Source organism: Frankia alni ACN14a, from assembly GCF_000058485.1.
Taxonomy (GTDB): Bacteria; Actinomycetota; Actinomycetes; order Frankiales; family Frankiaceae; genus Frankia; species Frankia alni.
The window spans coordinates 2760158-2785659 of record NC_008278.1; the positions used below are offsets into that span (position 1 = coordinate 2760158).

8 protein-coding genes are annotated in these 25502 nt (G+C 70.8%); all 8 read left to right on the forward strand.

Annotation, left to right across the window (positions count from 1 at the left end):
- Positions 1 to 447: 447 nt before the first annotated feature.
- Entirely contained in the window at positions 448 to 663 is a 216-nt protein-coding gene (locus FRAAL_RS11100; RefSeq protein ID WP_011603697.1) for an MbtH family protein, read from the forward strand.
- Between the two features lie 215 nt (positions 664 to 878).
- Positions 879 to 1508 carry an LmbU family transcriptional regulator gene (locus FRAAL_RS11105; RefSeq protein ID WP_011603698.1) on the forward strand — a complete coding sequence of 210 codons (630 nt, stop codon included), beginning with the start codon at positions 879 to 881 and terminating at the stop codon, positions 1506 to 1508.
- A 92-nt stretch (positions 1509 to 1600) separates the two neighbouring features.
- Complete coding sequence (locus FRAAL_RS11110) at positions 1601 to 3187, forward strand: amino acid adenylation domain-containing protein (protein WP_041939149.1); 1587 nt, start codon at positions 1601 to 1603, stop codon at positions 3185 to 3187.
- A 30-nt stretch (positions 3188 to 3217) separates the two neighbouring features.
- Positions 3218 to 3451, forward strand: a complete 234-nt coding sequence (locus FRAAL_RS11115) for a phosphopantetheine-binding protein (protein ID WP_083866762.1) — start codon at positions 3218 to 3220, stop codon at positions 3449 to 3451.
- Between the two features lie 110 nt (positions 3452 to 3561).
- Entirely contained in the window at positions 3562 to 4749 is a 1188-nt protein-coding gene (locus tag FRAAL_RS11120) for an NAD(P)/FAD-dependent oxidoreductase (RefSeq protein WP_041939150.1), read from the forward strand.
- Between the two features lie 44 nt (positions 4750 to 4793).
- Positions 4794 to 12563, forward strand: a complete 7770-nt coding sequence (locus FRAAL_RS11125) for a non-ribosomal peptide synthetase (protein ID WP_041939151.1) — start codon at positions 4794 to 4796, stop codon at positions 12561 to 12563.
- 5 nt (positions 12564 to 12568) lie between these two features.
- Positions 12569 to 20467, forward strand: coding sequence for a non-ribosomal peptide synthetase (locus FRAAL_RS11130; protein ID WP_011603703.1), 7899 nt, complete (start codon positions 12569 to 12571; stop codon positions 20465 to 20467).
- 5 nt (positions 20468 to 20472) lie between these two features.
- Positions 20473 to 25434 (forward strand): non-ribosomal peptide synthetase, encoded by a 4962-nt coding sequence (locus FRAAL_RS11135; protein ID WP_041939152.1) that lies wholly within the window; start codon positions 20473 to 20475, stop codon positions 25432 to 25434.
- Positions 25435 to 25502 lie beyond the last annotated feature (68 nt).

Sequence of the window (25502 nt, forward strand, 5' to 3'; positions counted from 1 at the left end):
CCCTTTCTTCGGTGCGGCGCAGGCGTGTCGCCGCTACGCGTCAGTGTTGATTGCGATTTCTTTCCGATGTACTCGCCGGGGTCATCGGGGGGATGTCGCGGAGTCCTGGCCGGCGCGGTCGACAAGCAACCACGCGCTCTTGCCGGCCGCGGTCCGGAATCCGAGGAATCCGGGTACGAGCGGGCCGGTCCGTGGAACGCGGCAGGCACATCGTGGCACAGCGTCCGGACGGTGTGCAGAGGGTTCTCCGCAGAAGGGTCTCGGCCGGGCGACAGGGGGCCGACAGACCGTCATCCCCTTGTGGCACCATCGGTCGGGCCATAACGTGGGCTGTGCATTTCGAGCGACTGCGATGTCCTGCCGACAGGACACCCGGCCCGGAGACATCGCGCCGGGTCCTGCGATTCCCTTCTTGAGTCACCTGGTGACGGACGAGGACGGTGGAATGTGAGCACGAACCCCTTCGACGACGAGAACGGCCGATTCTACGTCGTGGTCAACGACGAGGAGCAGCATTCCCTCTGGCCGGTGTTCGTCGAGGTGCCCGCCGGCTGGCGGGTGGTCTTCGGTGAGGCGGCGCGGGCGGAGTGCCTGGAGTACGTCGAACAGAACTGGACCGATCTGCGGCCGAAGAGCCTGCGTGAGGCCATGTCGGTGGATTGATCCGCCACTGGATCCGGCCGGACGGCCGGAAAGGGTGGTGTGGGAGTGATCGCCAATGGGGTGCTGACGCTGGCAGTCGGCTCAAAAGCGGGGCGTAACTCTGGTTGCGAGATGAAGGTTGTGGGTGGTGTTCGGTGAGAGCCACGAGCAGTGTGGAGATACGGCCGGTTGGATCCAGCGCTGAGCCGGCGCAGCGCGATGCGACCCTGTCCCTCATGGGGCTGGAAGCCAAGATGCAGAAGTCGGGAATGACGTTCCCGCAGAACCTGTCCGAACGATCCTGGGAAAAGATCGGGATCAGTCTTCGTGAACTCACCAACTCCTCGGCGTGGTGGCTGGCCGACTGGTTGATCTTCGGTGAGGCCGCCTACGGCTGGCGCCGCTACCAGGAGGCGATCGAGAGAACCGGGCTTGATTACCAGACCCTCCGCAACTACGCGTGGGTGGCCCGCCGGTTCGAGCATCACCGCAGGCGGGACGGGCTCAGCTTCGCCCATCACGCCGAGGTCACCCGCCTGTCGACGCCTGAGCAGGACTACTGGCTACGCAAGGCCGAACAACAGAACTGGTCGCGCAACGAACTTCGTCGGGCGATCCGGGCCAGCCTTGCGGAGCAGTCCCAGGAGGACGAACTCCCCGAGCAAGGCGGTGACGAGAGGCGGGCGGCACCCCGGCCGATCAGATCGACCTCCGCCGGTCGCCGCCGACAGCAGGCCACCACCCTCACCATCGAGCTGTCCGCCGGCCAACTGGATTCCTATTCGAAAGTGGCCGCCGCGCACGGACTGCCTGTCGGCAAGTGGGTGACGCAGGTACTCGATGCGGCCGATCGGTACGCCTCCTAACGACGTAGCATCCGCCGGCGCCGAATCGGGGTGGTTCCCGTGACGCGCCGGCGACTCGTCCGGCCAGATATCCGCGACATCGGAGTCAGTTGATGATTATCCAGGGAAAGCGGGTCGCCCTGCCCTCGGCCCCCGTCGTCCACACGAAGTTCGAAGCGCATGCACAGGCCACACCCACCGCAGTTGCCGTCGTCTGCGCCGGGCAGCAGCTGACGTACGCGGAACTGAACGCGAGGGCCAACCAGTTCGCGCATCTTCTCCTCGCGCGCGGACTCGGGAGAGGTGCCAAGATTGGCGTCTGCCTCGACTACTCGGCCGACCTTCTCGTCGCCATTCTTGGCACCCTGAAGGCGGGCGCGTGTTATGTCCCCATGGACCCGTCCTACCCGGCGGAGCGGCTCCGGCTGCTGCTTGCGCAGATTCCGGACCTGGCCCTGGTCGTGACCTCCGCGGCGACGGCGGGCCTGGTCGAATCGGCGCGCGCCGACCTGGTCTCCCTCGACGGAATCGACGCCGATCTCAGCAGTCGCTCGCCGGAGAACCCGGACGTTTCGGTCACCGGGGACGACCTGTGTTACGCAGTCTTCACCTCCGGGTCGACCGGTACCCCCAAGGTGGCCACCGTCCGCCATGAGGGCTGGTTCAACCTGTTGAACTGGCTGATGCTGGAGTACGGTCTCCATCAGGGGTCGAACAATCTGGTGGTCAGCGCGTTCGGGTTCGACCTCTCGCAGCGCAGCCTTCTGATGCCGCTGTTCTGCGGCGCAACCCAGTACCTGCTGTCGAGCCGAAACTTCGACGCTGCGATGGCCTATCGCATCCTGACCCGGCATGACATTCGCACCGTGCACTGTGCCTCGAGCACGCTGTATCTGCTGGTGGAGTGGGAGACCGCCCGCGGCGGTACCGCGCTCACCCAGCTCGACTATGTTCTCTTCGGCGGAGAGCCGCTGCACACCGAGCGGATCGAGGTCTGGGCCCGGCAGCCCGGAAACACCTGCACCCTGCTCCACCAGTACGGCGTCGCCGAGTGCACGGACGTCGCGTCGTCCTACGACCTCGCCGACTACTGGCGGGGCGGGCAGAACATCGCGCCGGTCGGCAGGCCGGCCTACAACACCGAGCTGCACATCGTCGACGAGCAGCTGCACGGTGTCGCGGCGGGCGAGTACGGCGAGATCTGTATCTGCGGAACGAGCGTGGGTGCCGGCTACCTGGGTGGTACCGGCCCCGAGTCGGAGCGCTTCACGACCGTCGAGGTCGACGGTGTGGCCCACCGGCTGTACCGCACGGGTGACCGCGGCTATGTGACCGGAGCGGGGGAGCTGGTCGTCGCCGGCCGGTTGGACGCGCAGGTGAAGGTGCGCGGTATGCGCATCGACCCGACCGACATCGAACGTGCGCTCGGCCGGCTGGCCGACGTCAGGCAGGCGGCCGTGGTGGTGGACCGGACCGGTTTGGGTGAGCCCGAGCTGATCGCGTTCATCGTTTCGGAGCGAGACGGTCTCGCCGAGGACGAGGTGCGTGCCCAACTACTCGGGAAACTTCCCAGGAACATGGTGCCCGCCCGGTTCCTCAGCGTCGCGGGTATTCCCCTGAGCCCGCACGGAAAAGTCGACCGGCGGGCGCTGGCGGAGCAGCTCCGGAACGAGCGCGCCGACAACGGCGTGCCGGCGTAGTCGCCGAAGCCGATGAGTGTGAAGGGATCCATGATGATCTCCGACAGCGTGCGCGCCATCTGGTGCCGCGAACTTCGCCTCGATGACCTCTCGGTGGACGACGACTTCTTCTCGCTGGGTGGCCAGTCCGTGATCATGGCCAGGATCCAGGGCGCCTTCATGGAAGAGCTCGGCATCGAGGTCCCGGTCGATCAGATGTTCCTCAACCCGACGGTTGCCTCGATTTCCGCGTACATCGAGTCCATGGACGTGACTGCCGGTTAGGACCGGGCGGCTGCCGGCCTCCCGTGGGCGTCCGGCGGCTTTCTCGACCGCCGGGCGACGCCCGGTCGAGACCATGTCGCGAACCATTAGTGTCTGCTAGGAGAGGCGCCATGTACGACCTCATTGTCATAGGTGCCCGTTGCGCGGGCGCGCCGGCGGCCATGCTGTTCGCCCGGCAGGGATACCGGGTCCTGCTGCTGGAGAAGGCGCAGTTCCCGCGGGACACCCTTTCCTCGCACTACATCCACCAGCCGGGCGTGGCACTGCTCGACCGGTGGGGGCTGCTGGGTGACCTGCGGGACGCGGGCTGCCAGCCGATCGACCAGCAGAGCTACACCGCGCCGGGCGTGCGCCTGGCCGGTTTCTCCCTGCCGGTCGACGGCAACCGGACCACCTACGCCCCCAGGCGGTTCGTGCTCGACCCGATCCTGGCGGCGGGCGCGGTGGCGGCCGGAGTGGAGTTCCGGGAATCCTGCGAGGTCACGGACCTGCTCTTCGACGGCGACCGGGTGGTCGGCGTGCAGTACACCACGCCCGGCGGGGCGGTGGCGACGGACCGGGCCTGGCTGGTCGTCGGCGCGGACGGGATGCGGTCCGTGGTGGCCCGCCGGGCCGGCGCGGGCAACGTCATCGAGCATCCGCGGATGACCTGCACGTACTACAGCTACTGGGCCGGAGTGCCCGCGCACTTCGAGCTGTACGAGCGGCCGGGACGCTGGATCGGTGTGATCCCGACCAACGACGATCTCACCCTGGTCATGACCTATTTCCCGCAGGCGGAGTTCACCAGGGTACGCACCCGGGTGGAGGCGGCCTACCTCGAAGCGGTCCGTGCGACGGCGCCCGCGTTGTACGAGCGTATGGCGGCGGGCCGCCGAGTGGAGCGACTGTACGGCACCGGCCAGCAGGAGAACTACTTCCGCAAGGCTTTCGGCCCCGGCTGGGTACTGCTCGGCGACGCGGTGCACCACAAGGATTCCATTACCGCCCGCGGCATCACCGACGCCTTCATCCAGGCCCGTCTTCTCACCGAGCGCATCGGCCAGGGACTGCACGACGAGGCGGCCCTCGAGGTCGCCCTGAAAGCCTACGAGGAAGATCTGCGCGACGAGTTCCTGAACCTCTACCAGGGTGTGTTGAACGTGGCCGAGCTCAGGCCCGAGGGGCGCACGGAACTGCTGGGAAAACTGGTCGGCCACCAGGAGCTGATCGACCGGTACTTCTCGACGGTGTCGGGCGCGTGCTCCCTCGACGACTTCTACAACGACGAACTCCTCGCCGTGCTCGACCAGAGCTGACTTCCGGGTCACCCTCCGGGTTGACCTGCCGATTTGGAGACACGATGATCCCGTTGTCGTTCGCGCAGCGTCGGCTGTGGTTCGTGGACCGGTTCGAAGGACCGTCGGCGACCTACAACGGCGCTTTTGCCCTCCGACTGACTGGTGACCTGAACGCGGATGCGCTGCAGGCGGCGCTGCGGGATGTCATCGACCGGCACGAGGTTCTCCGTACGGTGATCGTCGAGGGCGACGACGGCGTGCCGCACCAGAGGATCCTTTCCCCCGGCGAGAACCGGTTCGACCTGCCCGTCGCCGAGGTCACCGAACAGCAGCGGGCGGCGGCGGTCGAACAGGTGGCCACCGCGCACTTCGACCTGGCCGCCGACGCCCCGATCCGCGCGAAGCTGCTGCGGTGCGGACCGCGCGAGCACACGCTCGTGCTGGTGGTGCACCACATTGCGCTGGACGGGGAGTCCCTCGGGCCGCTGCTGCGCGACCTCACCACCGCCTACGCAGCCCGCCGGCAGGGCGCGGCCCCCGCGTGGGAGCCGCTTCCGGTGCAGTACGCGGACTATGCGCTGTGGCAGCGGGACGTGCTCGGCGACGAGTCCGACCCGGACAGTCTGGCGGCCCGGCAGCTTGCCTACTGGCGCGAGGCCCTGGCCGATCTCGCCCAGCCGCTGGCCATCCCGACGGATCGGGCGCGTCCCCGGTCGATGACGTCCCGGGGTGGACTGGTCGAGTTCTCCCTCGACGCCGGCCTGACCCGCCTGGTGGAGACGCTGGCGGCCGAGCAGGACACCACGGTGTCGATGGTGATGCAGTCGGCGCTGGCTGTGCTTTTGTACCACCTGGGATGCGGCGACGACGTGCCCCTGGGCGCGCCGATCGCGGGGCGCACCGACGAGGAGCTGCGGGACCTCGTCGGCTTCTTCGTCAACACCTGGGTGCTGCGCGTCGACCTGTCCGGGAATCCGACCTTCCACCAGCTGCTCCAGCGTGTGCGGGAGCGGGCGCTGGCCGCCTACGACAACCAGGACATGCCCTTCGAGCGGCTGGTGGAGCTGCTCAACCCGGACCGCTCCACCGCCTACCACCCGCTCTTCCAGGTGATGCTCGCCTGGCAGGAGCCGCTGGGCCGGCTGGAGTTCGCCGGCCTGGACGTCACGAACGAGACGCTCGAGACCGCGACGGCGAAGTTCGACCTGTTCTTCAACATGATCCCGAACGCCGAGGGCGGGGCGGGCTGCCGCCTGGAGTACTCGACGGACCTGTTCGACCGGGAGACGGTCGAGGATCTCGCGAGCCGGTTCGTCCGGGTGCTGCGTGAGCTCACCGCCGACCCGCGCCGCCGGATCGGCGGCATCGACGTGCTCCACGAGACCGAGTGGGAGCAACTGCGTGCCGGGCTCGACGACAGCGCCGACGCGGCTCGCGACCTCACGATCCCGGCGCTGTTCGAGGCGCAGGTGGCCCGGACCCCCGACGCCGCGGCGGTCGTGTGCGAGGAGCGGACCCTGACCTACCGGCAGCTGGACGAGCGCGCCACCCGCGTCGCCCGTGAGCTCGTCCGGCGCGGCGCCGGGCCGGAGGACCTGGTGATCCTGGCGCTGCCGCGCACCGAGGACCTGGTGGTCGGCCTGCTCGGCATCCTCAAGTCCGGCGCCGGATACCTGCCGCTGGACCCGAAGTACCTGACCGGACGCGTCGACGTCGTGCTGTCCGATGCCGCCGCCCGGTTCGCGGTCACCGACGTCGCGACCTGGCAGGCCCTGCCGCCCAACGACCTCTCGGTCCTCACCCTCGACGACCGCGACGGCTGGGACTCCCGCGGTGACGGTGCGGACGGCGCGGGCCGCGTCCCGCCGCTCGGCCCGGACAACCTGGCGTACGTGATGTACACGTCCGGTTCCACGGGCAGGCCGAAGGCGGTGGCCATCACCCACCGCAGTGTCGTCAACGGGGTGCGGGAACTGGCCCGCGTGCTCAGCCCGTCCGCCGGCTGGCGGATGCTGGCCGGCACCTCGGTGAACTTCGACGTCTCGGTCTTCGAGCTGCTGACCGCCCTGTCCACCGGCGGCACGGCCGAGGTCGTACCGAGCGCCCTGGTCCTGGGCGAGCGCGAGGGCTGGCACGGCCAGGTGATCAGCGCGGTCCCGTCGGTGCTCGGGGAACTGGTCGACCACCTGCCGAGCACGTCTGGCGTGCGTTCGGTGGTCCTCGCCGGCGACCTGCTGCCGACCCGGCTGGTCCGGCAGGTACGCGAGGCCCTTCCCGACGCCCGGATCGTGAACTGCTACGGGCAGAGCGAGAGCTTCTACGCCACGACGTTCTCCCTCGCGGCGTCCGAGCCGTCGCCCCAGGCCGAGGTCGCGCCGATCGGCACCCCGCTGGGAAACATGCGTGCCTACGTGCTGGGCCCGGGACTGGCTCCGGTCCCGCCGGGCGTGGTCGGTGAACTGTACGTGGCGGGACGCTGCCTCGGCCGCGGCTACCACGGCCAGCCGGGCCTGACCGCCGTGCGGTTCGTGGCGAACCCGTGGTGTCACCCGGGCGAGCGCATGTACCGCACGGGTGACCTGGCGCGTCGCGACGCCGACGGCCGGCTGGAGTGCGTCGGTCGCGGCGATGGTCAGGTGAAGGTACGCGGCTTCCGTATCGAGACGGCCGAGGTCGAGGCCGTGTGCGAGCTGCACCTGGGCATCAGCCGGGCGGTGGTGGTCGGCCGGGAGGCGCCCTCGGGTGGCCGGCGGCTGGTCGCGTACGTGGTGCACACCGGCGAGGGTGCCGTCGGTGACGACGGCGCGGGCGGTATCGGCGACGTGGACATGCAGTCCGGGGCGTCGGCGGCGGAACTGCGGCGCTTCCTCGCCGCCCGGCTGCCCGACTACATGGTGCCCTCGGCGTTCGTGGTCGTGGGCGAGCTGCCGTACGGCCCGACCGGCAAGCTCGACCGCTCGGCCCTGCCGGAGCCGGAGTTCGTGGAGGAGGCCTACCGCGCGCCGCGCACCGAGGCGGAGGGGATCATCGCCGCGGCCTACGCGGACGTGCTCGGCGTGGAGCGGGTTGGTATCGACGACGACTTCTTCGCGGCGGGCGGTGACAGCCTGCGGTCGATCCAGGTGGTGGCGCGGGCCCGCGCCCGCGGCCTGGAGGTCACCACGCGGGAGATCTTCGAGGCCCGGACGGCGGCCAGACTCGCGGAGACGGCCCGGGTCCGCGGAGCGCGGGTGCCCGTGCTCGCGGAGGAGCCGGGCGGCGGGATCGGACCGATGCCGCTGCCGCCGGTGGCGCGGCATGTCTTCGGCCACGGCGGTGGGATGAATCGCTTCGCCATGGCGATGGCGCTGGAACTGCCCGCCGACATCGACGCGAGTGAACTGGCCACGACGCTGGACGCCGTGCTCAACCGGCACGACCTGCTGCGCGCGCGGCTGATCGGTGACGACGACCCGACCCTCGTCGTGCCGGCGACCGGCACCGCGCGGGCGGCGGATCTGATCCACCGGGTTGCCTGCGACGGCCGGTGGGACGAGCCGGCGCTGCTGGCGGTGGCGAAGGCCGAGCTGGACGACGCGGTCGGGCGGCTCGACCCGCGGGCCGGGATCATGGCCGCCTTCGTCTGGTTCACCGCGGCGTCGGGTGCGGGTCGGCTGCTCGTGGTGCTGCACCACCTCGTGGTGGACGGGGTGTCGTGGCGCATCCTGATGTCCGACCTCGCCGAGAGCTGGCAGCAGTCGCGTCGCGGCGGCACGTCCGCCCTGCCCCCGGTCGGGACGTCCGCCCGCCGCTGGCTGTCGGCGCTGCAGGCCGAGGCGCTGCGCCCGGCGCGCGCGGCGGAACTCGCCCACTGGCAGGACGTGCTCGCCGTGCCGAACCCCCCGCTCGGCGCGCGGGCGTTCGACCCGGCCGTGGACGTGATGGCCACGGTCGACAGCGTGCGGGTGCGGCTGTCCCCGGAGGTGACCGAGGCGGTTCTGACCACCCTGCCGGCGACGTTCCGGGGCACCGGGACCGACGTGCTGCTGGCGGCGCTCGCCCTCGCGGTGGACAGGTGGCGCGGCGCGCAGCGCGCGACGCTGGTCCGGCTCGAGGGGCATGGCCGCGAGGAGAGCGTGGTGCCCGGGGCGGACCTTTCCCGGACCGTCGGCTGGTTCACCAGCATGTACCCGGCCCGGGTCGACGTGCGCGGGCTGGACCTGGCCGACGTGCTCGCGGGTGGTGCCACCGCCGGCAGGGCGATCAAGCTGGTGAAGGAGCAGCTGCGGGCCATTCCGGACCGGGGGGTGGGATTCGGCCTGCTGCGGTATCTGAACCCGGACACCGCCGCGGCGCTCGCCAACCGTCCGGCGCCGCAGATCGGGTTCAACTACCTGGGCCGCATCTCCGACGCCGACGTGCCCGAGCACCTGCGGGCAGTCGGCTGGGGGCCGGCGTCCTGGTCCACCGAGCTGGTCCCGCAGCCGGATCCGGACCTGCCGGCGCTGTCCGCGCTGGAGGTCAACGCGGTCGCCACGGACGCCGCCGAGGGCAGCCAGTTGCAGGCCGTGCTCATGTTCCCCACCGGGCTGCTGTCCCGGGAACGGGTCGCCGAGCTGGCGCAGCTGTGGGTCGAGGTGCTGCGCGGCATGGCCGCGTACGCCGCCGGCCCCCGGGTGGGCGGGCTGACGCCGTCCGACACCCCGCTGGTCGCGGTGCGCCAGGACGATCTGGAGACCTGGGAGGCACGTTACGGCCGGCTCGCCGGGGTCTGGCCGTTGCCGCCGGCGCAGTCCGGGATCCTCTTCCAGGCGGAGCTCGCCGAGGGCTCCTTCGACGTCTACCACATGCAGTTCGTGCTGCACCTTTCCGGACACGTCGACCCGGCGCGCATGCGCGGGGCCGGGCAGGCTCTCCTGGAGCGCCACCCGAACCTGCGCGCGGCCTTCGTCACCGGGGCCGGCGGCGACCCGGTACAGGTGGTGCCGGAGCACGTCGACATGCCCTGGCAGCACCTCGACCTGACCGGCCGCACCGACGCCGAGCAGGAGGCGGCGCTCGAGCGCTACCTCGCCGAGGACCGCGCCGACCGGCTGGCTCCGACCCGTCCGCCCCTGACCCGGCTGGCGCTGCTCACCACCGGGCCGCAGCGGGCGAAGCTGGTCATCACGGCGCACCACGCCCTGTTCGACGGCTGGTCCTCACCGCTGGTGATCGAGGACCTGATCCGGCTCTACGCGGGTGCGCGGGACCTGCCCCCGGCCCGCGACTACGGCGACTACCTGGCCTGGCTGTCCGCGCAGGACCGGCAGGCCTCCGCCACGGTCTGGGCTGCGGAGCTCGCCGACCTCGACCAGCCGACCCTGGTGGCCGCCCACACCCCCACGCGGGAGACGCCGTCCGCGCTGGGTCGGGTCGAGGTTCCGCTGTCGATCGACAAGGGTCGCGAGCTGGCCAAGCGCGCCGCGGAACTCGGGGTCACGCTGAACACGCTGCTGCAGGCTGCCTGGGCGGTTCTGCTGTCGAAACTGACCGGGCAGAAGGACGTCGTGTTCGGCGCCGCCGTCAACGGTCGCCCCGCGGACCTGCCGGGCTCGGACGCGATGGTCGGCCTGTTCATCAACACCCTGCCGGTCAGGGTGCTGTGCCGGCCGGACCTCAGCCTGGCCGACGTCGTCATCGAGCTGCAGCAGCGGCAGACCGCGCTGCTCGACCACCATCACTACGGGCTCGCCGACATCCAGCGGGGTGTCGGGCTGCCGGCGCTGTTCGACACGATCGTGGTGTTCGAGTCCTTCCCGATCGACCGCGAGGGTCTCGTCGAGGCGAACGACGCCGCCGGATTCACGATTGACGGCATCCGGCCGTTCGCGGGCTCCCACTATCCGCTCACCCTCAATTCCGCCGACCCCTATCTGCGCCTTTCCCTGGACTACCAGAACCACCTCTACGACCGGGTGACGGCGGAGGGGATCGCGGCTCGGTTGGTGCGGGTGTTGGAGGCGTTGGTTGTTGATCCTGGTGTGCGGGTGGGTGCGGTGGATGTGCTGGGGGCTGGGGAGTGGGAGTGGTTGGTGGGTGGGGTTAATGAGACGGGTCGTGGGGTGGTGGGGGGGACGTTGCCGGACGTGTTTGAGGCGCGGGTGGCGTCGGCTCCGGATCGGGTGGCGGTTGTTGGTGAGGGTGTGCGGTTGAGTTATGGGGAGTTGGATCGGCGGGCGAATCAGTTGGCGCATTGGTTGGTGGAGCGGGGTGCGGGTCCGGATCGGGTGGTGGCGGTTCGGGTTCCTCGTTCGGTGGATTTGGTGGTGGCGGTGTATGCGGTGGTGAAGGCGGGGGCTGCGTATGTGCCGGTGGAGGTGGATGCGCCGGTGGATCGGGTTCGGCAGGTGTTGGCGGGTGCGGCGCCGGTGGTTGTGTTGGAGGGGGTGCTTCCGGATGTGTCGGGGTATCCGGTGGTGGCGCCGGAGCGGAGGTTGTTGCCGGATCATGCGGCGTATGTGATTTATACGTCGGGGTCGACGGGTGGGCCGAAGGGTGTGGTGGTGTCGCATCGGTCGATCATGAATCGGTTGGCGTGGGGTGTGGAGTATTTCGGGGTGGGTCCGGATGATCGGGTGTTGTTGAGTACGTCGGCGAGTTTTGATGTGTCGGTGCCGGAGTTCTTTGCGCCGTTGCAGGTGGGTGCGGCTGTGGTGGTGGCGCGTCCGGATGGGCGGCGGGATCCGGGGTATCTGGTGGATTTGGTGCGTCGGGAGGGGGTGACGGGGGCTGATTTTGTTCCGTCGCTGTTGGAGGCATTTGTGGCGGAGCCGGCGGCGCGGGAGTGTGTGAGTCTGCGGTGGGTGGAGGTGGCGGGGGAGGCTTTTGGTGCGGGGTTGGCGAACCGGGTGGTGGAGGTGTTGCCGGGGTGTGGTGTGTTCAATTTGTACGGGCCGACGGAGGCGGCGGTGGAGGTGACGTCGTGGCGGCATGTGGTGGGTGCGGATCGGGTGCCGATCGGGGTGCCGATCTGGAATATGCGGGTGTATGTGCTGGATGCGGGGTTGCGTCCGGTGCCGCCGGGTGTGCCGGGTGAGTTGTATCTGGCGGGCGTGGGGTTGGCGCGGGGTTATCTGGGTCAGGTGGGTTTGACGGCGGGTCGGTTTGTGGCGTGTCCGTTCGGTGGTGTGGGTGAGCGCATGTACCGGACCGGGGATGTGGTGCGGTGGAACTCGGCGGGGCAGGTGGAGTATCTGGGCCGGTCGGATTTCCAGGTGAAGGTTCGTGGGTTCCGTATCGAGCTCGGTGAGATCGAACAGGCCCTGACCTCGCAGCCGGGCATCGGCGGTGCGGTGGCCATCGTCCGGGAGGACCAGGCCGGTAACCAACGCCTGGTCGCCTACGTGGTGGCGGAGGACCAGGCGTCCGTCGGCCAGCCCGACATCGAGGAGGTGACCGACCGGCTCCGCCGGCAGCTGCCGGAGTACATGGTCCCGTCAGTGATCGTGCCGCTCACGGAGTTCCCGACGACACCGAGCGGCAAGGTCGACCGTGCGGCGCTGCCCGCACCCGACCAGTCCGAGGCCGCCGTCGGCCGGGGACCCCGCAACCACAACGAGGAAGTCCTCTGCCGGCTGTTCGCGGAGCTCCTCGGCGTGGCCGAGATAGGTATCGACGCCGATTTCTTCAGCCAGGGCGGATATTCACTGCTCGCCACCAAACTGATCGGTCGCATTCGCAACGAACTCAATGTCGACGTCAAGGTCACCATGGTCTTCAACAATCCGACCGTCGCCGAGCTGGCGACGCGCATCGAGGACCTGGCCACGTCGAAGCGCCCCCGGCTGCGCCAGCTTACCGTACAGGAGTAACGTCGATGATTCCGTTGTCCTTTGCTCAGCGACGGCTTTGGTTTCTCCACCGACTTGAAGGCCCTTCCGCCACCTACAACATCCCGTTCGTGCTTCGGCTGGACGGGTCACTGGATCTGCCCGCCCTGTCCGCGGCGGTGACGGACGTTGTCGCCCGGCACGAGAGCCTGCGCACTCTGATCGTGGAGAGCGCCGACGGCGCACCGGAGCAGCGGGTGCTGCCGCCGGAGCAGGCCGGGCTGACGGTCCGGGTGGTGGACGTCGCCGCGGACGCGGTGGACGCCGCGATCCACGGGGTCGCGTGCGAGGGTTTCGACCTCGACACGGACCTTCCCCTGCGGGCGGTGCTGCTCCGGGTCGCCGCCCAGCACCACGTGCTGGTGTTCGTGTTCCATCACATCGCGGCGGACGGGGCCTCGATGGCGCCGTTCATGCAGGATCTGGTCCGCGCGTACTCCGCCCGTCAGCGCGGGGACGCGCCGGGCTGGACGCCACTTCCGGTGCAGTACAAGGACTACACGCTGTGGCAGCGGCAGCTGCTGGGGGACGAGGCGGACCCCGACAGCATCGCCGCGGCGCAGCTGGCCTACTGGCGGGAGGAACTGGCCGGGGCACCGCAGCCCGTGGTGCTGCCGCTCGACCGGCCGCGACCGACGGCGGCCAGCCATCGCGGCGGTCACGTGTCCTTCGAGCTGGAGCCCGAGCTGCTCACCGGGCTCGGCAAGCTCGCCGCGGAACACGGCGCGACCCCGCCGATGCTCGCCCAGGCGGCGCTCGCCGTGCTGCTGCACCACCTCGGCGCCGGCAACAATCTGACGATCGGCAGTCCGATCGAGGGCCGTGCCGACGAGCAGCTCGGTGATCTGATCGGGTTCTTCGCCAACACCTGGGTGCTGCGTGCCGACCTGTCGCGCAATCCGGCGTTCGGCGAGGTGCTGGACCAGGTCCGGACCCGGGCTCTCGCCGCCTACGACAACCAGGACTATCCGTTCGAGCGGCTGGTCGAACTGCTCAACCCGGACCGCTCCACCGCCTACTCCCCGCTGTTCCAGGTGATGCTGGCCTGGCAGTTCGTGTGGCCGGGCATCGAGATGCCCGGCCTGCGGGTCACACCGGTCCCGACCGGTACCGGCACCGCCAAGTTCGATCTGTTCTTCAACATCGTTCCGCATGCGACCGGGGGCGCGCACGGGCGGTTGGAGTACGCGGCGGAGCTGTTCGACCACGCCACCGCCCAGGCCATCGCGAACCGCTTCGTACGCGTGCTGCGACAGGTGGTCGCGGATCCCGCAGTGCGCGTGGGTGGGGTGAGCGTGCTCACCGACGCCGAGCGGGACCTGCTGGTCGCGAGCGACGAGCCGGCCCGCGAGGGAGCCGCGTCGACGGTGCCGGAACTGCTGCGGGCCCAGGCGTTGCGGACACCGGACGCGACCGCGGTGGTGGCCGGCGACACCATGCTGACCTACCGCGAGCTGGACGTGCGTGCCAGCCGGCTGGCCTCGGTTCTGCGCGAGCGGGGGATCGGGCCGGACGTCCTGGTCGCCGTGGCGTTGCCGCGCTCGGCGGACCTGGTGGTGGCGCTGCTGGGCGTGCTGAGGGCCGGCGGGGCGTACCTGCCGATCGACCCCGCCTACCCGGCCGCGCGCATCGAGCTCCTGCTGACGGCGGGCGAGCCCGCGATGGTGCTGACGAGCGGCGCCGGGGCGGCGGACCTGCCGGCCCACGGCCTGCCGGAGCTGCGGCTGGACGAGCTGCGGCTGGACGAGCCGGGCTTCGCCGAGGCCGGCGCCGCGGCCCAGGGCCCGCACCCACAGCCGGAGAACCTGGCCTACGTGATGTTCACGTCGGGGTCAACCGGCACTCCCCGCGGCGTCGCCGTGACGCACGCCAGTGTGGTCAACGGGGTGCGGGAGCTGCGCCGGGCGGTGGGGGTCGGCCCCGGCTCACGCATGCTCGCCGCGACCTCGGTGAGCTTCGACGTCTCCGTGTTCGAGGTGTTCACCGCGCTCGCCGCGGGCGCGAGCATCGAGATCGTCCGCGACGTGCTCGAACTCGCCGAACGCGACAACTGGTCGGGCAGCACCGTCAGCGCGGTGCCGACGGTGTTCTCGGTCCTGCTGGAGCAGCTCGCCGCCGACGGTCGGCCAGCCCGCCGGCTCGACGTGCAGACCGTGGTGTTCGCCGGGGAACCGCTGTCGACCGACCTGGTCCGACGGCTGCAGGAGGTTCTGCCGCAGGCCCGGGTCGTCAACGCCTACGGGCAGACCGAGAGCTTCTACGCCACGACGTACACGCTCCCGGACCACCCGTCGCTGCTACCCGACCTGGCCGAGGGCGAGGCGACGCCGGTCGGGCGGGCGCTCGCCGGCATGCGCGCCTACGTCCTGGGCCCGGAACTGGCACCCGTGCCGCCCGGCGTGACGGGCGAGCTGTACGTCGGTGGTCTTCTCGCCCGCGGCTACCACCGCGCCGCCGCCGCGACCGCGGCGCGTTTCGTGCCCTGTCCCTTCGGCCCGGCCGGCGCCCGCATGTACCGCACCGGCGACCTGGCCCGGTGGGACCGCGAGGGCCAGCTGACGTACGCGGGGCGTGCCGACACCCAGACGAAGGTCAACGGCATCCGGATCGAGCCGACCGAGATCGAGGCCGTGCTCGCCCGGCATCCCGCGGTCGGCCGCGCGGCGGTGGCCGTACGCGAGGACGCCGCCGGCACCCGACGGCTCGTCGGCTACCTGACGCCGGTCGGCACCACCACCGGCGCGGACGCCGGCGCCGACGCTGGGAACGCGGCCGGCAACGGCGACCTGTGGGCCGGCGCGTCGGCGGCGGAGCTGCGGCGGTTCGTGGCCGAGCGCCTGCCGGACTACCTGGTCCCCGCGCTGTTCGTCGTGCTGGACCGGCTGCCGCTGACCGCGAACGGAAAGCTGGACCGGGCGGCGCTGCCGGAGCCGGAGTTCGCCGGCGCCGAGTACCGCGCGCCCCGCGGCGCGGCGGAACAGGTGCTGGCCCAGGTGTACGCCGAAGTGCTCGACACCGAGCGGATCGGCGTGGATGACGACTTCTTCGCCAGCGGCGGGGACAGCATCCGCTCCATCCAGGTGGTCGCCCGGGCGCGGGCCCGCGGCGTCGAGATCACCACCCGGGAGATCTTCGACAACCGCACGGTCGCCCGGCTTGCGGAGCTGGTCGAGGGACGGGCGGAGCAGGAGCGTCCGACGCTCGCGGAGCTGCCGGGCGGCGGCATCGGGTGGGCGCCGCTGCAGCCGACCGCCGCGCACGTCCTCGCCCTCGGCAGCAGCATCAGCCGGTTCTGCATGTCCGGCCTGGTGCGGATGCCCGCGGGCGTGAACCGCGCGAGTCTGGTCGCGACCCTGCGGGCGGTCGTCCAGCGGCACGACGTGCTACGTGCCCGCCTGGATCGGGTCCGGCCGGGTCTGTGGATCGAGCCCGCGGACAGCGTCGACGTCGACGCCCTGCTGAGGGAGGTCCCCGGCGACGCCGAGGCGGCGGCCGAGCTGGACGCAGCCGCCGGCCGGCTGGACCCGGAGAACGGCGTCATGGCGCAGTTTGTGTGGTTCACCGCAGACGCCGACGCGCACGCGGAGGCGCACGCGGACCGGTTGCTGATCGTGCTGCACCATCTCGTCGTCGACGGCGTGTCGTGGCGCATCCTGCTCCCGGACCTGGCCGCTGCCTGGCAGCGGGTTCGGGACGGCCGCGCCCCGGCCGCGACCGCGGTGGGTACCTCCGTGCGCCGGTGGGCGCACGCGCTGGTCGACGAGGCGGCCACCGCGCGGCGGGTGGCGGAACTGCCGGCGTGGCAGGCCGTGGCGCGCGGGAACGAACCGACGCTCGGTGCGCGGGAGCTGGACCGGGCCCGCGATGTCGCCGCCACCGTCGACACGGTGCGGGTCCAGATACCGGCAGCGGTGACGGAAGTCCTGCTGACCACGGTGCCCACGCTCTTCCGCGGCGGCGTCGACGACGGCCTGCTCGCCGGGTTGGCCCTGGCGCTGGCTTGCTGGCGCCGGTCTCGGGGCGTCGCCGCGTCCTCGACGCTGGTCCGTCTCGAGGGGCACGGCCGCGACGAGCAGATGGTGCCGGGCGCGGACCTGGCCAGCACGATCGGCTGGTTCACCGCGATGTACCCGGTGCGCCTCGACCTCGCCGGCATCGACGTCGCGCAGGCCCTCGCCGGCGGCCCGGCCGCCGGCGCGGCGATCAAGGCGGTCAAGGAGCAGGTACGCGCGGTGCCCGCAGGCGGAATCGGTTACGGCCTGCTGCGCCACCTCAACCCCGACACGGCCGCCGTGCTGGCGGGGGAGCCCGAACCGCAGATCGGCTTCAACTACCTGGGCCGGACCTCCGCCGCGGACGTCCCCGCGGACCTGCGCTCCCTGGGCTGGTCACCGGACACGACCCACCCCGACCTGATCGCCGCGCCCGACGGGGACATGCCGGTGCTGTCCGCGTTGGAGATCAACGCGGTGGCGACCACCACCCCCGCCGGCAGTGAACTGACGGCCTACTTCGGCTTCCCCACCGGCGTGCTCTCCCGGGACGAGGTGACCGAGCTCGCCGGGCTGTGGGTGGACGCGCTGGGCGCCCTGGCTCGGCACGCCGCGACCCCCGACGCGGGTGGGCTGACGCCGACGGACGTGCCTCTGGTCAGCCTGGACCAGCGGGAGATCGACACCTGGGAGAGCCGCTTCGGCCGGCTGGCCGCGGTGTGGCCGGTGACCCCGGCACAGTCGGGGATTCTCTTCCACGTTCTCCTGGCCGGCGGGTCGTTCGACCCGTACCACATCCAGCTGGTGTTCCACCTGGCCGGCAAGGTCGACCCGGCGCGGATGCACCGGGCCGGGCAGGCGCTGCTGGACCGCCATCCGAGCCTGCGCGCGGCGTTCGTCCGGCGGCCGGACGGCGACGTCGTGCAGGTCGTGCCGGAGACGGTGGTGCTGCCCTGGCAGTACCTCGACCTGACCGAGGCCGACCCGGCGAGCCAGAAGGAGACGTTCGCGCGCTTCCTGGCGCAGGACCAGACCACCCACTTCGACGCGGATGACCCGCCGCTGTTCCGGCTGGCGCTCGCGGTCCTCGACCCGGAGCGACCCGAGCTCGTGCTGACCGCCCACCACGTCCTGTACGACGGCTGGTCGACCCCCCTGCTCATGCGGGACCTGCTGCTGCTCTACGCCGCCGACGGCGACCCGTCGGCGTTGCCCGCCACCCGCGACCAGGGCGACTTCTATGCCTGGCTCGGTCGGCAGGACGCGCAGAGCGCGGCCCGGGAGTGGGCGGCGGAGTTCGACGGGTTCGAGACGCCGACGCTGCTCGCGCCCGAGTCCGCCGCCGACACGTCGGACGAGACGGCGGGCGTGGCGGGCGGGGCGGACGACGACGGCGCCCGGGACGAGATCGACGTCGAGCTGGCCGACGACGACGCGCACGCCCTGCGTCGCCTCGCCGCCACCTGGGGCATCACCCTCAACAGCCTGGTCCAGGGCGCCTGGGCGCTCCTGCTCGGCCAGCTCACCGACAGCCAGGACGTGGTGTTCGGCGCCACCGTCTCCGGGCGCCCGCCCGAGCTGTCGCAGGTCGAGTCGATGGTCGGGATGTTCATCAACACCGTGCCCGTGCGGGTCCGGTTCGCACCCGGGGAATCCCTCGCCGAGGTGTTCACCCGACTCGCGCGCCGGCAGGCCGCCCTGGCCGAGCACCACCATCACGGCCTGACGGAGATCACGCGGTCGGTCGGCCTGCAGTCGCTGTTCGACACCCTGGTCGTCTTCGAGTCGTATCCGATCGACCGGGACGCCCTCGACGCCGCCACGGAAGCCGCGGACGGCATCGCCTTCACCGGCCTGCAGCCCTTCGCCGGCAACCACTACCCGCTGTGCCTGCTGGCGGCGGCCGACCCGGAGCTGCAGCTGGTCCTGCAGTACGCGCGCAGCGCCTTCGACGAGGCGACGGTGCGGGGCTACGCGGCCCGGCTCGGCCGCCTCCTGCGGCAGCTGGCGAGCACCCCGGACCTGCTGGTCGCCCAGGTCGACACCCTCGCGCCGGACGAACGCGAACGGCTGCTGACCTGGTTCGACGAGCCGGGTGCCGTGGCCAGCGACGCCACCCTCACCGAGCTCGTCGACGCGCAGGTCGCGCGGACCCCGGACGCCATCGCCCTGGTCGCCGGGGACGAGACGCTGACCTACGCCCAGCTGGACGCGCGGGCCCGGCGGCTCGCCCGCGAGCTGACCGACCGCGGGGTGGGGCCGGAGACCGTGGTGGTCGTGATCCTTCCGCGTACCGCGAACGTGGTCGTGGCCCTGCTGGCCGTGCTGCGGGCGGGTGCCGCCTACCTTCCCGTCCACCCCGGTCACGCCGCCAGCGGCCGGCTGCGGCAGATCCTCGACGGCGCCCGGCCGCACCTGGTGGTGGTTGACGCCGACACCCGCACGCTGTTGCCCTCCGCCGAGATCCCCCGCCTCGTCCTCGACGATGCGCACACGCACCGCGAACCGACGGCCGCGGACCCCGTCCCGGCTACCGGCGCCCGGCCGGCGGCCGGCCCCGACAACCTCGCCTACGTCGTGTACACCTCGGGCTCCACTGGCGTGCCCAAGGGCGTGGGGATCACCCAGCGCACCGTCGTCAACGCCGTGCGGGCTCTGGCCACGCAGGCCGGGATGCGACTCGGACAGCGGGTGCTGCTCGCGGCCTCGGTCGGCTTCGACGTCGCCACCTTCGAGCTGTTCTGCGCGCTCACCACAGGCGGCAGCGTCGAGATCGTGCGCGACGTGCTGTCGCTGGTCGAACGCGACACCTGGGACGTCGACGTGATCTGCTTGGTGCCTTCGGCGCTGGCCGAGCTCGTCGACCAGCTCGGCGGTCGCGTCCGGCCGACGGCCCTCAACATCTCCGGGGAGGTGCTGACCCCCGCTCTGGTGCGGCGGGTGCGCGAGCTCTGGCCGACGGCCCGGCTCATCAACAGCTACGGTCCCAGCGAGACCTTCTACGCCACCGGACATCTGCTCGACCCGGGCCGGTCGTACGCCACCGGCGTGCCCATCGGCGGCCCGTTCCCCGGGCTGCGCGCCTACATCCTCGGCCCGGGCCTCACCCTGCTGCCTGCGGGCACGGCGGGCGAGCTCTACCTGGCCGGAGCCGGTCGTGGCTACCACCGCCGGCCCGCCCTGACCGCGGAACGGTTCGTCGCCGACCCCTACGGCCCGCCCGGCTCCAGGATGTACCGCACCGGTGACCTCGCGCTGCTCACGGCGGACGGCGACCTGCACCACATGGGCCGTATCGACACTCAGGTCAAGATCCGCGGCTACCGCGTCGAGCCGGGCGAGATCGAGGCCGCGCTGACCGCGCATCCCCACCTGCTCCAGGCCGCCGTCGTGGCTCGACGCACCGGCGACACCCACCTGCTGACCGCCTACCTGGTGCCCGCTCCCGGCAAGACCGTCCCGAGCCCCGCCGAGCTGCGTGACCACCTGGGAGAGCGGCTGCCCGACTACATGATTCCCGGCGCCTACGTACCGCTCGACCGGCTGCCCCTGTCGCCCAACGGCAAGCTCGACCACAGGGCGCTGCCCGCACCCGACCTCACGCCCGCCACCGCGTTCCGGGCACCCCGGACAGCCCGCGAGGAGGGCCTGGCACGGGTGTTCGCCGACGTGCTCGGCGTGCCGCGGGTCGGCATCGACGACAGCTTCTTCGCGCTCGGCGGGCACTCCCTGCTCGCCACCCGGCTCATCGGCCGGGCCCGCGCCGAGCTGGGGATCGAGCTACCCATCCGCAAGATCTTCGATCTGCCGACGGTCTCCGCGCTCGCCGCCTGGTCGCAGGAATCGGCCGCGCCGCGTCGCCCCGGTCTCCGCAGAATGCCCGTAGAGGAGTGAGAGCAGTGATTCCGCTGTCGTTTGCGCAACGCCGTATGTGGCTCACGCACCAACTGGAAGGGGGAGCGGAGACCTACAACATCTCGCCGGCGTTCCGGCTGACCGGTCCGCTGGACGCCGACGCCCTCGCCGCGGCGATCCGTGACGTGGTCGACCGGCACGAGATCCTGCGCACCATCTACGTGACGGACGACGACGACGAGCCCGGCCAGTGCATCCTGCCGCTGTCCGAGGCCGAGGTGCGGGTGCCGACCGTCGACGTGGCGCCCGAGGACCTGGCCGACGCCATCGACGAGGTCATCGCCCACCGCTTCGACCTGGCGGTCGAGATCCCGCTGCGGGCCCAGCTGTTTCGCTGCTCCCCACAGGAACACGTCCTGGTCCTCGTCATCCACCACATCGCCTCCGACGGCGTGTCGGGCGCGCCGCTGGCCCGGGACATCGCCCGCGCCTACACCGCCCGCCGGGGTGGCCAGGCTCCGCGGTGGGAGCCACTGCCCGTCCAGTACAAGGACTACGCGCTGTGGCAGCGCGAGCTGCTCGGCGACGCGGCGGATCCGGACAGCCTCGCCGCGACGCAGGTCGAGTACTGGCGCCAGCAGCTGGCTGAGGTGCCGCAGCCGCTGAACCTGCCGCTGGACCGCCCGCGGCCGGTGGAGCGGAACTCGGAGGGCGACACCGTCGACATCCGGGTGGACGCCACGGTCGCGGCCGGACTCCAGCGACTGGCCGACGAGCGCGGCATGACAATGTCGATGGTCATGCAGGCCGCGCTGGCGGTGCTGCTGGCCAGGCTGGGCGCCGGGGACGACGTGACGATCGGCGGTCCGATCGCCGGGCGCACCGACGAGGCGCTGGCCGACCTGGTCGGCTTCTTCGTCAACACCCTCGTGCTGCGGGTGGACCTCTCCGGCGACCCGTCGTTTACCGACCTGCTCGCGCAGGTACGGGAGAAGGCGCTGGCGGGTTACGAACACCAGGACGTGCCGTTCGAAATGCTGGTCGAGCTCATCAATCCTGACCGCTCGGCCGCGTACCAGCCGCTGTTCCAGGTCATGTTCGCCTGGCAGAACTTCGCCAGCCAGGAACTCGAGCTGCCGGGTCTGCGGGTGGAGTTCGAACAGCATCTCACCTCGACCGCGCTGTTCGACCTGTTCTTCAGCATGACCATGGACGACACCGGCGTGCTGCGGGGCGACCTGCAGTACTCGACGCAGCTTTTCGACCGGGTGACGGCGGAGGGGATCGCGGCTCGGTTGGTGCGGGTGTTGGAGGCGTTGGTTGTTGATCCTGGTGTGCGGGTGGGTGCGGTGGATGTGCTGGGGGCTGGGGAGTGGGAGTGGTTGGTGGGTGGGGTTAATGAGACGGGTCGTGGGGTGGTGGGGGGGACGTTGCCGGACGTGTTTGAGGCGCGGGTGGCGTCGGCTCCGGATCGGGTGGCGGTTGTTGGTGAGGGTGTGCGGTTGAGTTATGGGGAGTTGGATCGGCGGGCGAATCAGTTGGCGCATTGGTTGGTGGAGCGGGGTGCGGGTCCGGATCGGGTGGTGGCGGTTCGGGTTCCTCGTTCGGTGGATTTGGTGGTGGCGGTGTATGCGGTGGTGAAGGCGGGGGCTGCGTATGTGCCGGTGGAGGTGGATGCGCCGGTGGATCGGGTTCGGCAGGTGTTGGCGGGTGCGGCGCCGGTGGTTGTGTTGGAGGGGGTGCTTCCGGATGTGTCGGGGTATCCGGTGGTGGCGCCGGAGCGGAGGTTGTTGCCGGATCATGCGGCGTATGTGATTTATACGTCGGGGTCGACGGGTGGGCCGAAGGGTGTGGTGGTGTCGCATCGGTCGATCATGAATCGGTTGGCGTGGGGTGTGGAGTATTTCGGGGTGGGTCCGGATGATCGGGTGTTGTTGAGTACGTCGGCGAGTTTTGATGTGTCGGTGCCGGAGTTCTTTGCGCCGTTGCAGGTGGGTGCGGCTGTGGTGGTGGCGCGTCCGGATGGGCGGCGGGATCCGGGGTATCTGGTGGATTTGGTGCGTCGGGAGGGGGTGACGGGGGCTGATTTTGTTCCGTCGCTGTTGGAGGCATTTGTGGCGGAGCCGGCGGCGCGGGAGTGTGTGAGTCTGCGGTGGGTGGAGGTGGCGGGGGAGGCTTTTGGTGCGGGGTTGGCGAACCGGGTGGTGGAGGTGTTGCCGGGGTGTGGTGTGTTCAATTTGTACGGGCCGACGGAGGCGGCGGTGGAGGTGACGTCGTGGCGGCATGTGGTGGGTGCGGATCGGGTGCCGATCGGGGTGCCGATCTGGAATATGCGGGTGTATGTGCTGGATGCGGGGTTGCGTCCGGTGCCGCCGGGTGTGCCGGGTGAGTTGTATCTGGCGGGCGTGGGGTTGGCGCGGGGTTATCTGGGTCAGGTGGGTTTGACGGCGGGTCGGTTTGTGGCGTGTCCGTTCGGTGGTGTGGGTGAGCGCATGTACCGGACCGGGGATGTGGTGCGGTGGAACTCGGCGGGGCAGGTGGAGTATCTGGGCCGGTCGGATTTCCAGGTGAAGGTTCGTGGGTTCCGTATCGAGCTCGGTGAGATCGAACAGGCCCTGACCTCGCATCCCGGTGTGGCGCAGGCGGCGGTCGTGGTGCGGGAGAACCAGCAGGGCGACAAGCGACTGGTGGGGTACGTCGTGCCCGATCGGAACGCCGCCGTGGCGGACGCCGGCACGCAGGTCGACGAGTGGCGTCAGGTCTACGACGACACGTACGCCGAGTCCGCCGACGAGGAACTCGGCGCGGACTTCCAGCAGTGGGTCTCCACCTACGACGGTGCGCCGATCGCCACCGAGCAGATGCTCCAGTGGCAGGACGCGGCGGTGGCCCAGGTGCTGCGGTTCGCGCCGCGACGGGTACTGGAGATCGGGGTGGGTACCGGTCTGCTGCTCGCCAGGATCGTCCCCGAGGTCGAGGAGTACTGGGGCACCGACATCTCGGCCACGGTCGTCGACCGGGTCCGGGCGCAGGCCGAGCAGGCCGGCTACGGCGACCGTGTGCGGCTCAGCGCGCAGCCCGCCGACGACCTCTCCGGGTTGCCGCGGGCCCGTTTCGACACCGTCGTGCTCAACTCGGTCGTGCAGTACTTCCCGAGCGCCGAGTACCTCGACGAGGTGCTGCGCGCGGCCCTGACGCTGCTGGCGCCGGGCGGTCGGCTGATCCTCGGCGACGTCCGCAACGCGGCGACGCTGCGCCTGCTGCAGACCGCGGTGGCGCAGCACGCGCAGCCGAACGCCGGACCGGCGCAGGTGCGGGCGTTGGTGGAGCAGGCACTGCTCGCCGAGCGGGAGCTCCTGGTCTCTCCGGAGTGGTTCGTCGCGTGGGCGGCGGACCAGCCCGTCCGGGTGGACATCCGCCTGAAGCCGGGACAGGCCCACAACGAGCTGACACGGCACCGCTACGAGGTCGTCCTGCACACCGAACCGGTCGACGTGCTCGACCTGGCCGAGGTGCCGACGGTGCCGTGGGGTCACCAGGTTTCGGATCTCTCCGCCCTGGCCGATCATGTCGCGCGGGCGTGCGGCCCGGTGCGGGTGACCGGAATTCCCAACGCGCGACTCGTGCGGGAGGCCGCCCTGGCGACCTCGGCCGGCGTGCTGAACGAGGCCGTACCCAGTGGGGCGCCGGTCGATCCGCACGAGCTGGCCGCCTGCGCGCAGCGGCACGGCTGGCGGGCGGTCATCACCTGGTCGGGCGAGACCGTCCAGGCCTTCGACGCGATCGTGGTGCCGCGGGGACCGGTCGACTGCGAGGGGTTCGTCTTCAGTAGCCTGACCGGGCGGATCCAGGTCAACGCCCCGGCGCTGGCCACCTCGATCGGCCCGCTGCTGGCAGCCCTTCCCGAGTACCTGCGGCAGCGCCTCCCGGACTACATGGTCCCGGCCGCGGTGGTGCCGCTCTCGGAACTTCCGCTGACTCCCAGCGGCAAGCTCGACCGGCGGGCGCTGCCTTTGGACCACACCACCACGGTGGGCCACCGCGAACCCCGCAACTCCCACGAGGAGAAGCTCTGCGCGCTGTTCTGCGAGCTGCTGGGCCTAGAGCGGGTCGGCATCGACGACGACTTCTTCGTGCTCGGTGGGCACTCGCTGCTGGCCACCCGCCTCAGCGCCCGCATCCGCCGGCACTTCGAGGTCGACATGCCGCTGCGGACAGTCATCCAGTACCCCACCGTGGCCGAACTGGCCGCCCTGGTGCTCATCGGCGGGATCCCTGACGACCACGCCGACTCGCTGGCGGTCGTGCTGCCGCTCAACCGTGACCCCGGCACGGGAAAGCCGCCGGTGTGGTTCTTCCACGGCGGCGGCGGGCTGGGCTGGGCGTACTTCACGTTCGCCCCGTACCTGCGTGACCGGCGGGCCTACGCTCTGCAGTCCCGCGGCTCCAACGGCACGGACGAGGTGGCGGGGTCCGTCGAGGAGATGGTCGAGGACTACCTGAGCCAGATCCGCGCGATCCAGCCGGAGGGTCCTTACCACCTGGTCGGATGGTCCTACGGCGGTCCGCTCGCGCATGCCGTCGCGGAGGCGCTGGACCGACGCGGCTGCGAGGTCGGCCTGGTGGCCATCCTGGACTCCCAGCCGGCGAGCGGGTTCGACCAGCTGGCCGGCTACCAGCCGGTGGCCTACCGCGAGGACGTCGAAGAGATCTTCGGCCAGTTCATGAACACCGACAACATGGAGAGCTTCCTGACCAACATGTCGAAGGTGGGGGCCAACAACCTCTCGAAGATGGCCGAGTTCACCTCGCCCGTCTACCGCGGGGACGTCATCTTCTTCAATGCGAAGCTGGACAAGCCGGAGGGTTCTTGGGGGCCGATGTGGCGGCCGCACGTCCTCGGTTCCATCGAATCGCATGACCTCGACGCCACGCACCACGACCTGCACATGCCGAAGCCCGTGGCCCAGATCTTCGAGGTTCTCGCCGGCAAGTTGACGCAGTGACGCGGCGGTGCCGAGCGGCACCTGACGTCGGATCCACAGATGGTTCGGAACACCTGGTTTGCCGAGCC

Excerpts from the sequence above, each read along its gene's own strand:
- FRAAL_RS11130 (WP_011603703.1), top strand. The coding sequence starts at position 12,569 with ATGATTCCGTTGTCCTTTGCTCAGCGACGGCTTTGGTTTCTCCACCGA.
- FRAAL_RS11105 (WP_011603698.1), top strand. The coding sequence starts at position 879 with ATGGGGCTGGAAGCCAAGATGCAGAAGTCGGGAATGACGTTCCCGCAG.
- FRAAL_RS11115 (WP_083866762.1), top strand. The coding sequence starts at position 3,218 with ATGATGATCTCCGACAGCGTGCGCGCCATCTGGTGCCGCGAACTTCGC.
- FRAAL_RS11120 (WP_041939150.1), top strand. The coding sequence starts at position 3,562 with ATGTACGACCTCATTGTCATAGGTGCCCGTTGCGCGGGCGCGCCGGCG.
- FRAAL_RS11125 (WP_041939151.1), top strand. The coding sequence starts at position 4,794 with ATGATCCCGTTGTCGTTCGCGCAGCGTCGGCTGTGGTTCGTGGACCGG.
- FRAAL_RS11110 (WP_041939149.1), top strand. The coding sequence starts at position 1,601 with ATGATTATCCAGGGAAAGCGGGTCGCCCTGCCCTCGGCCCCCGTCGTC.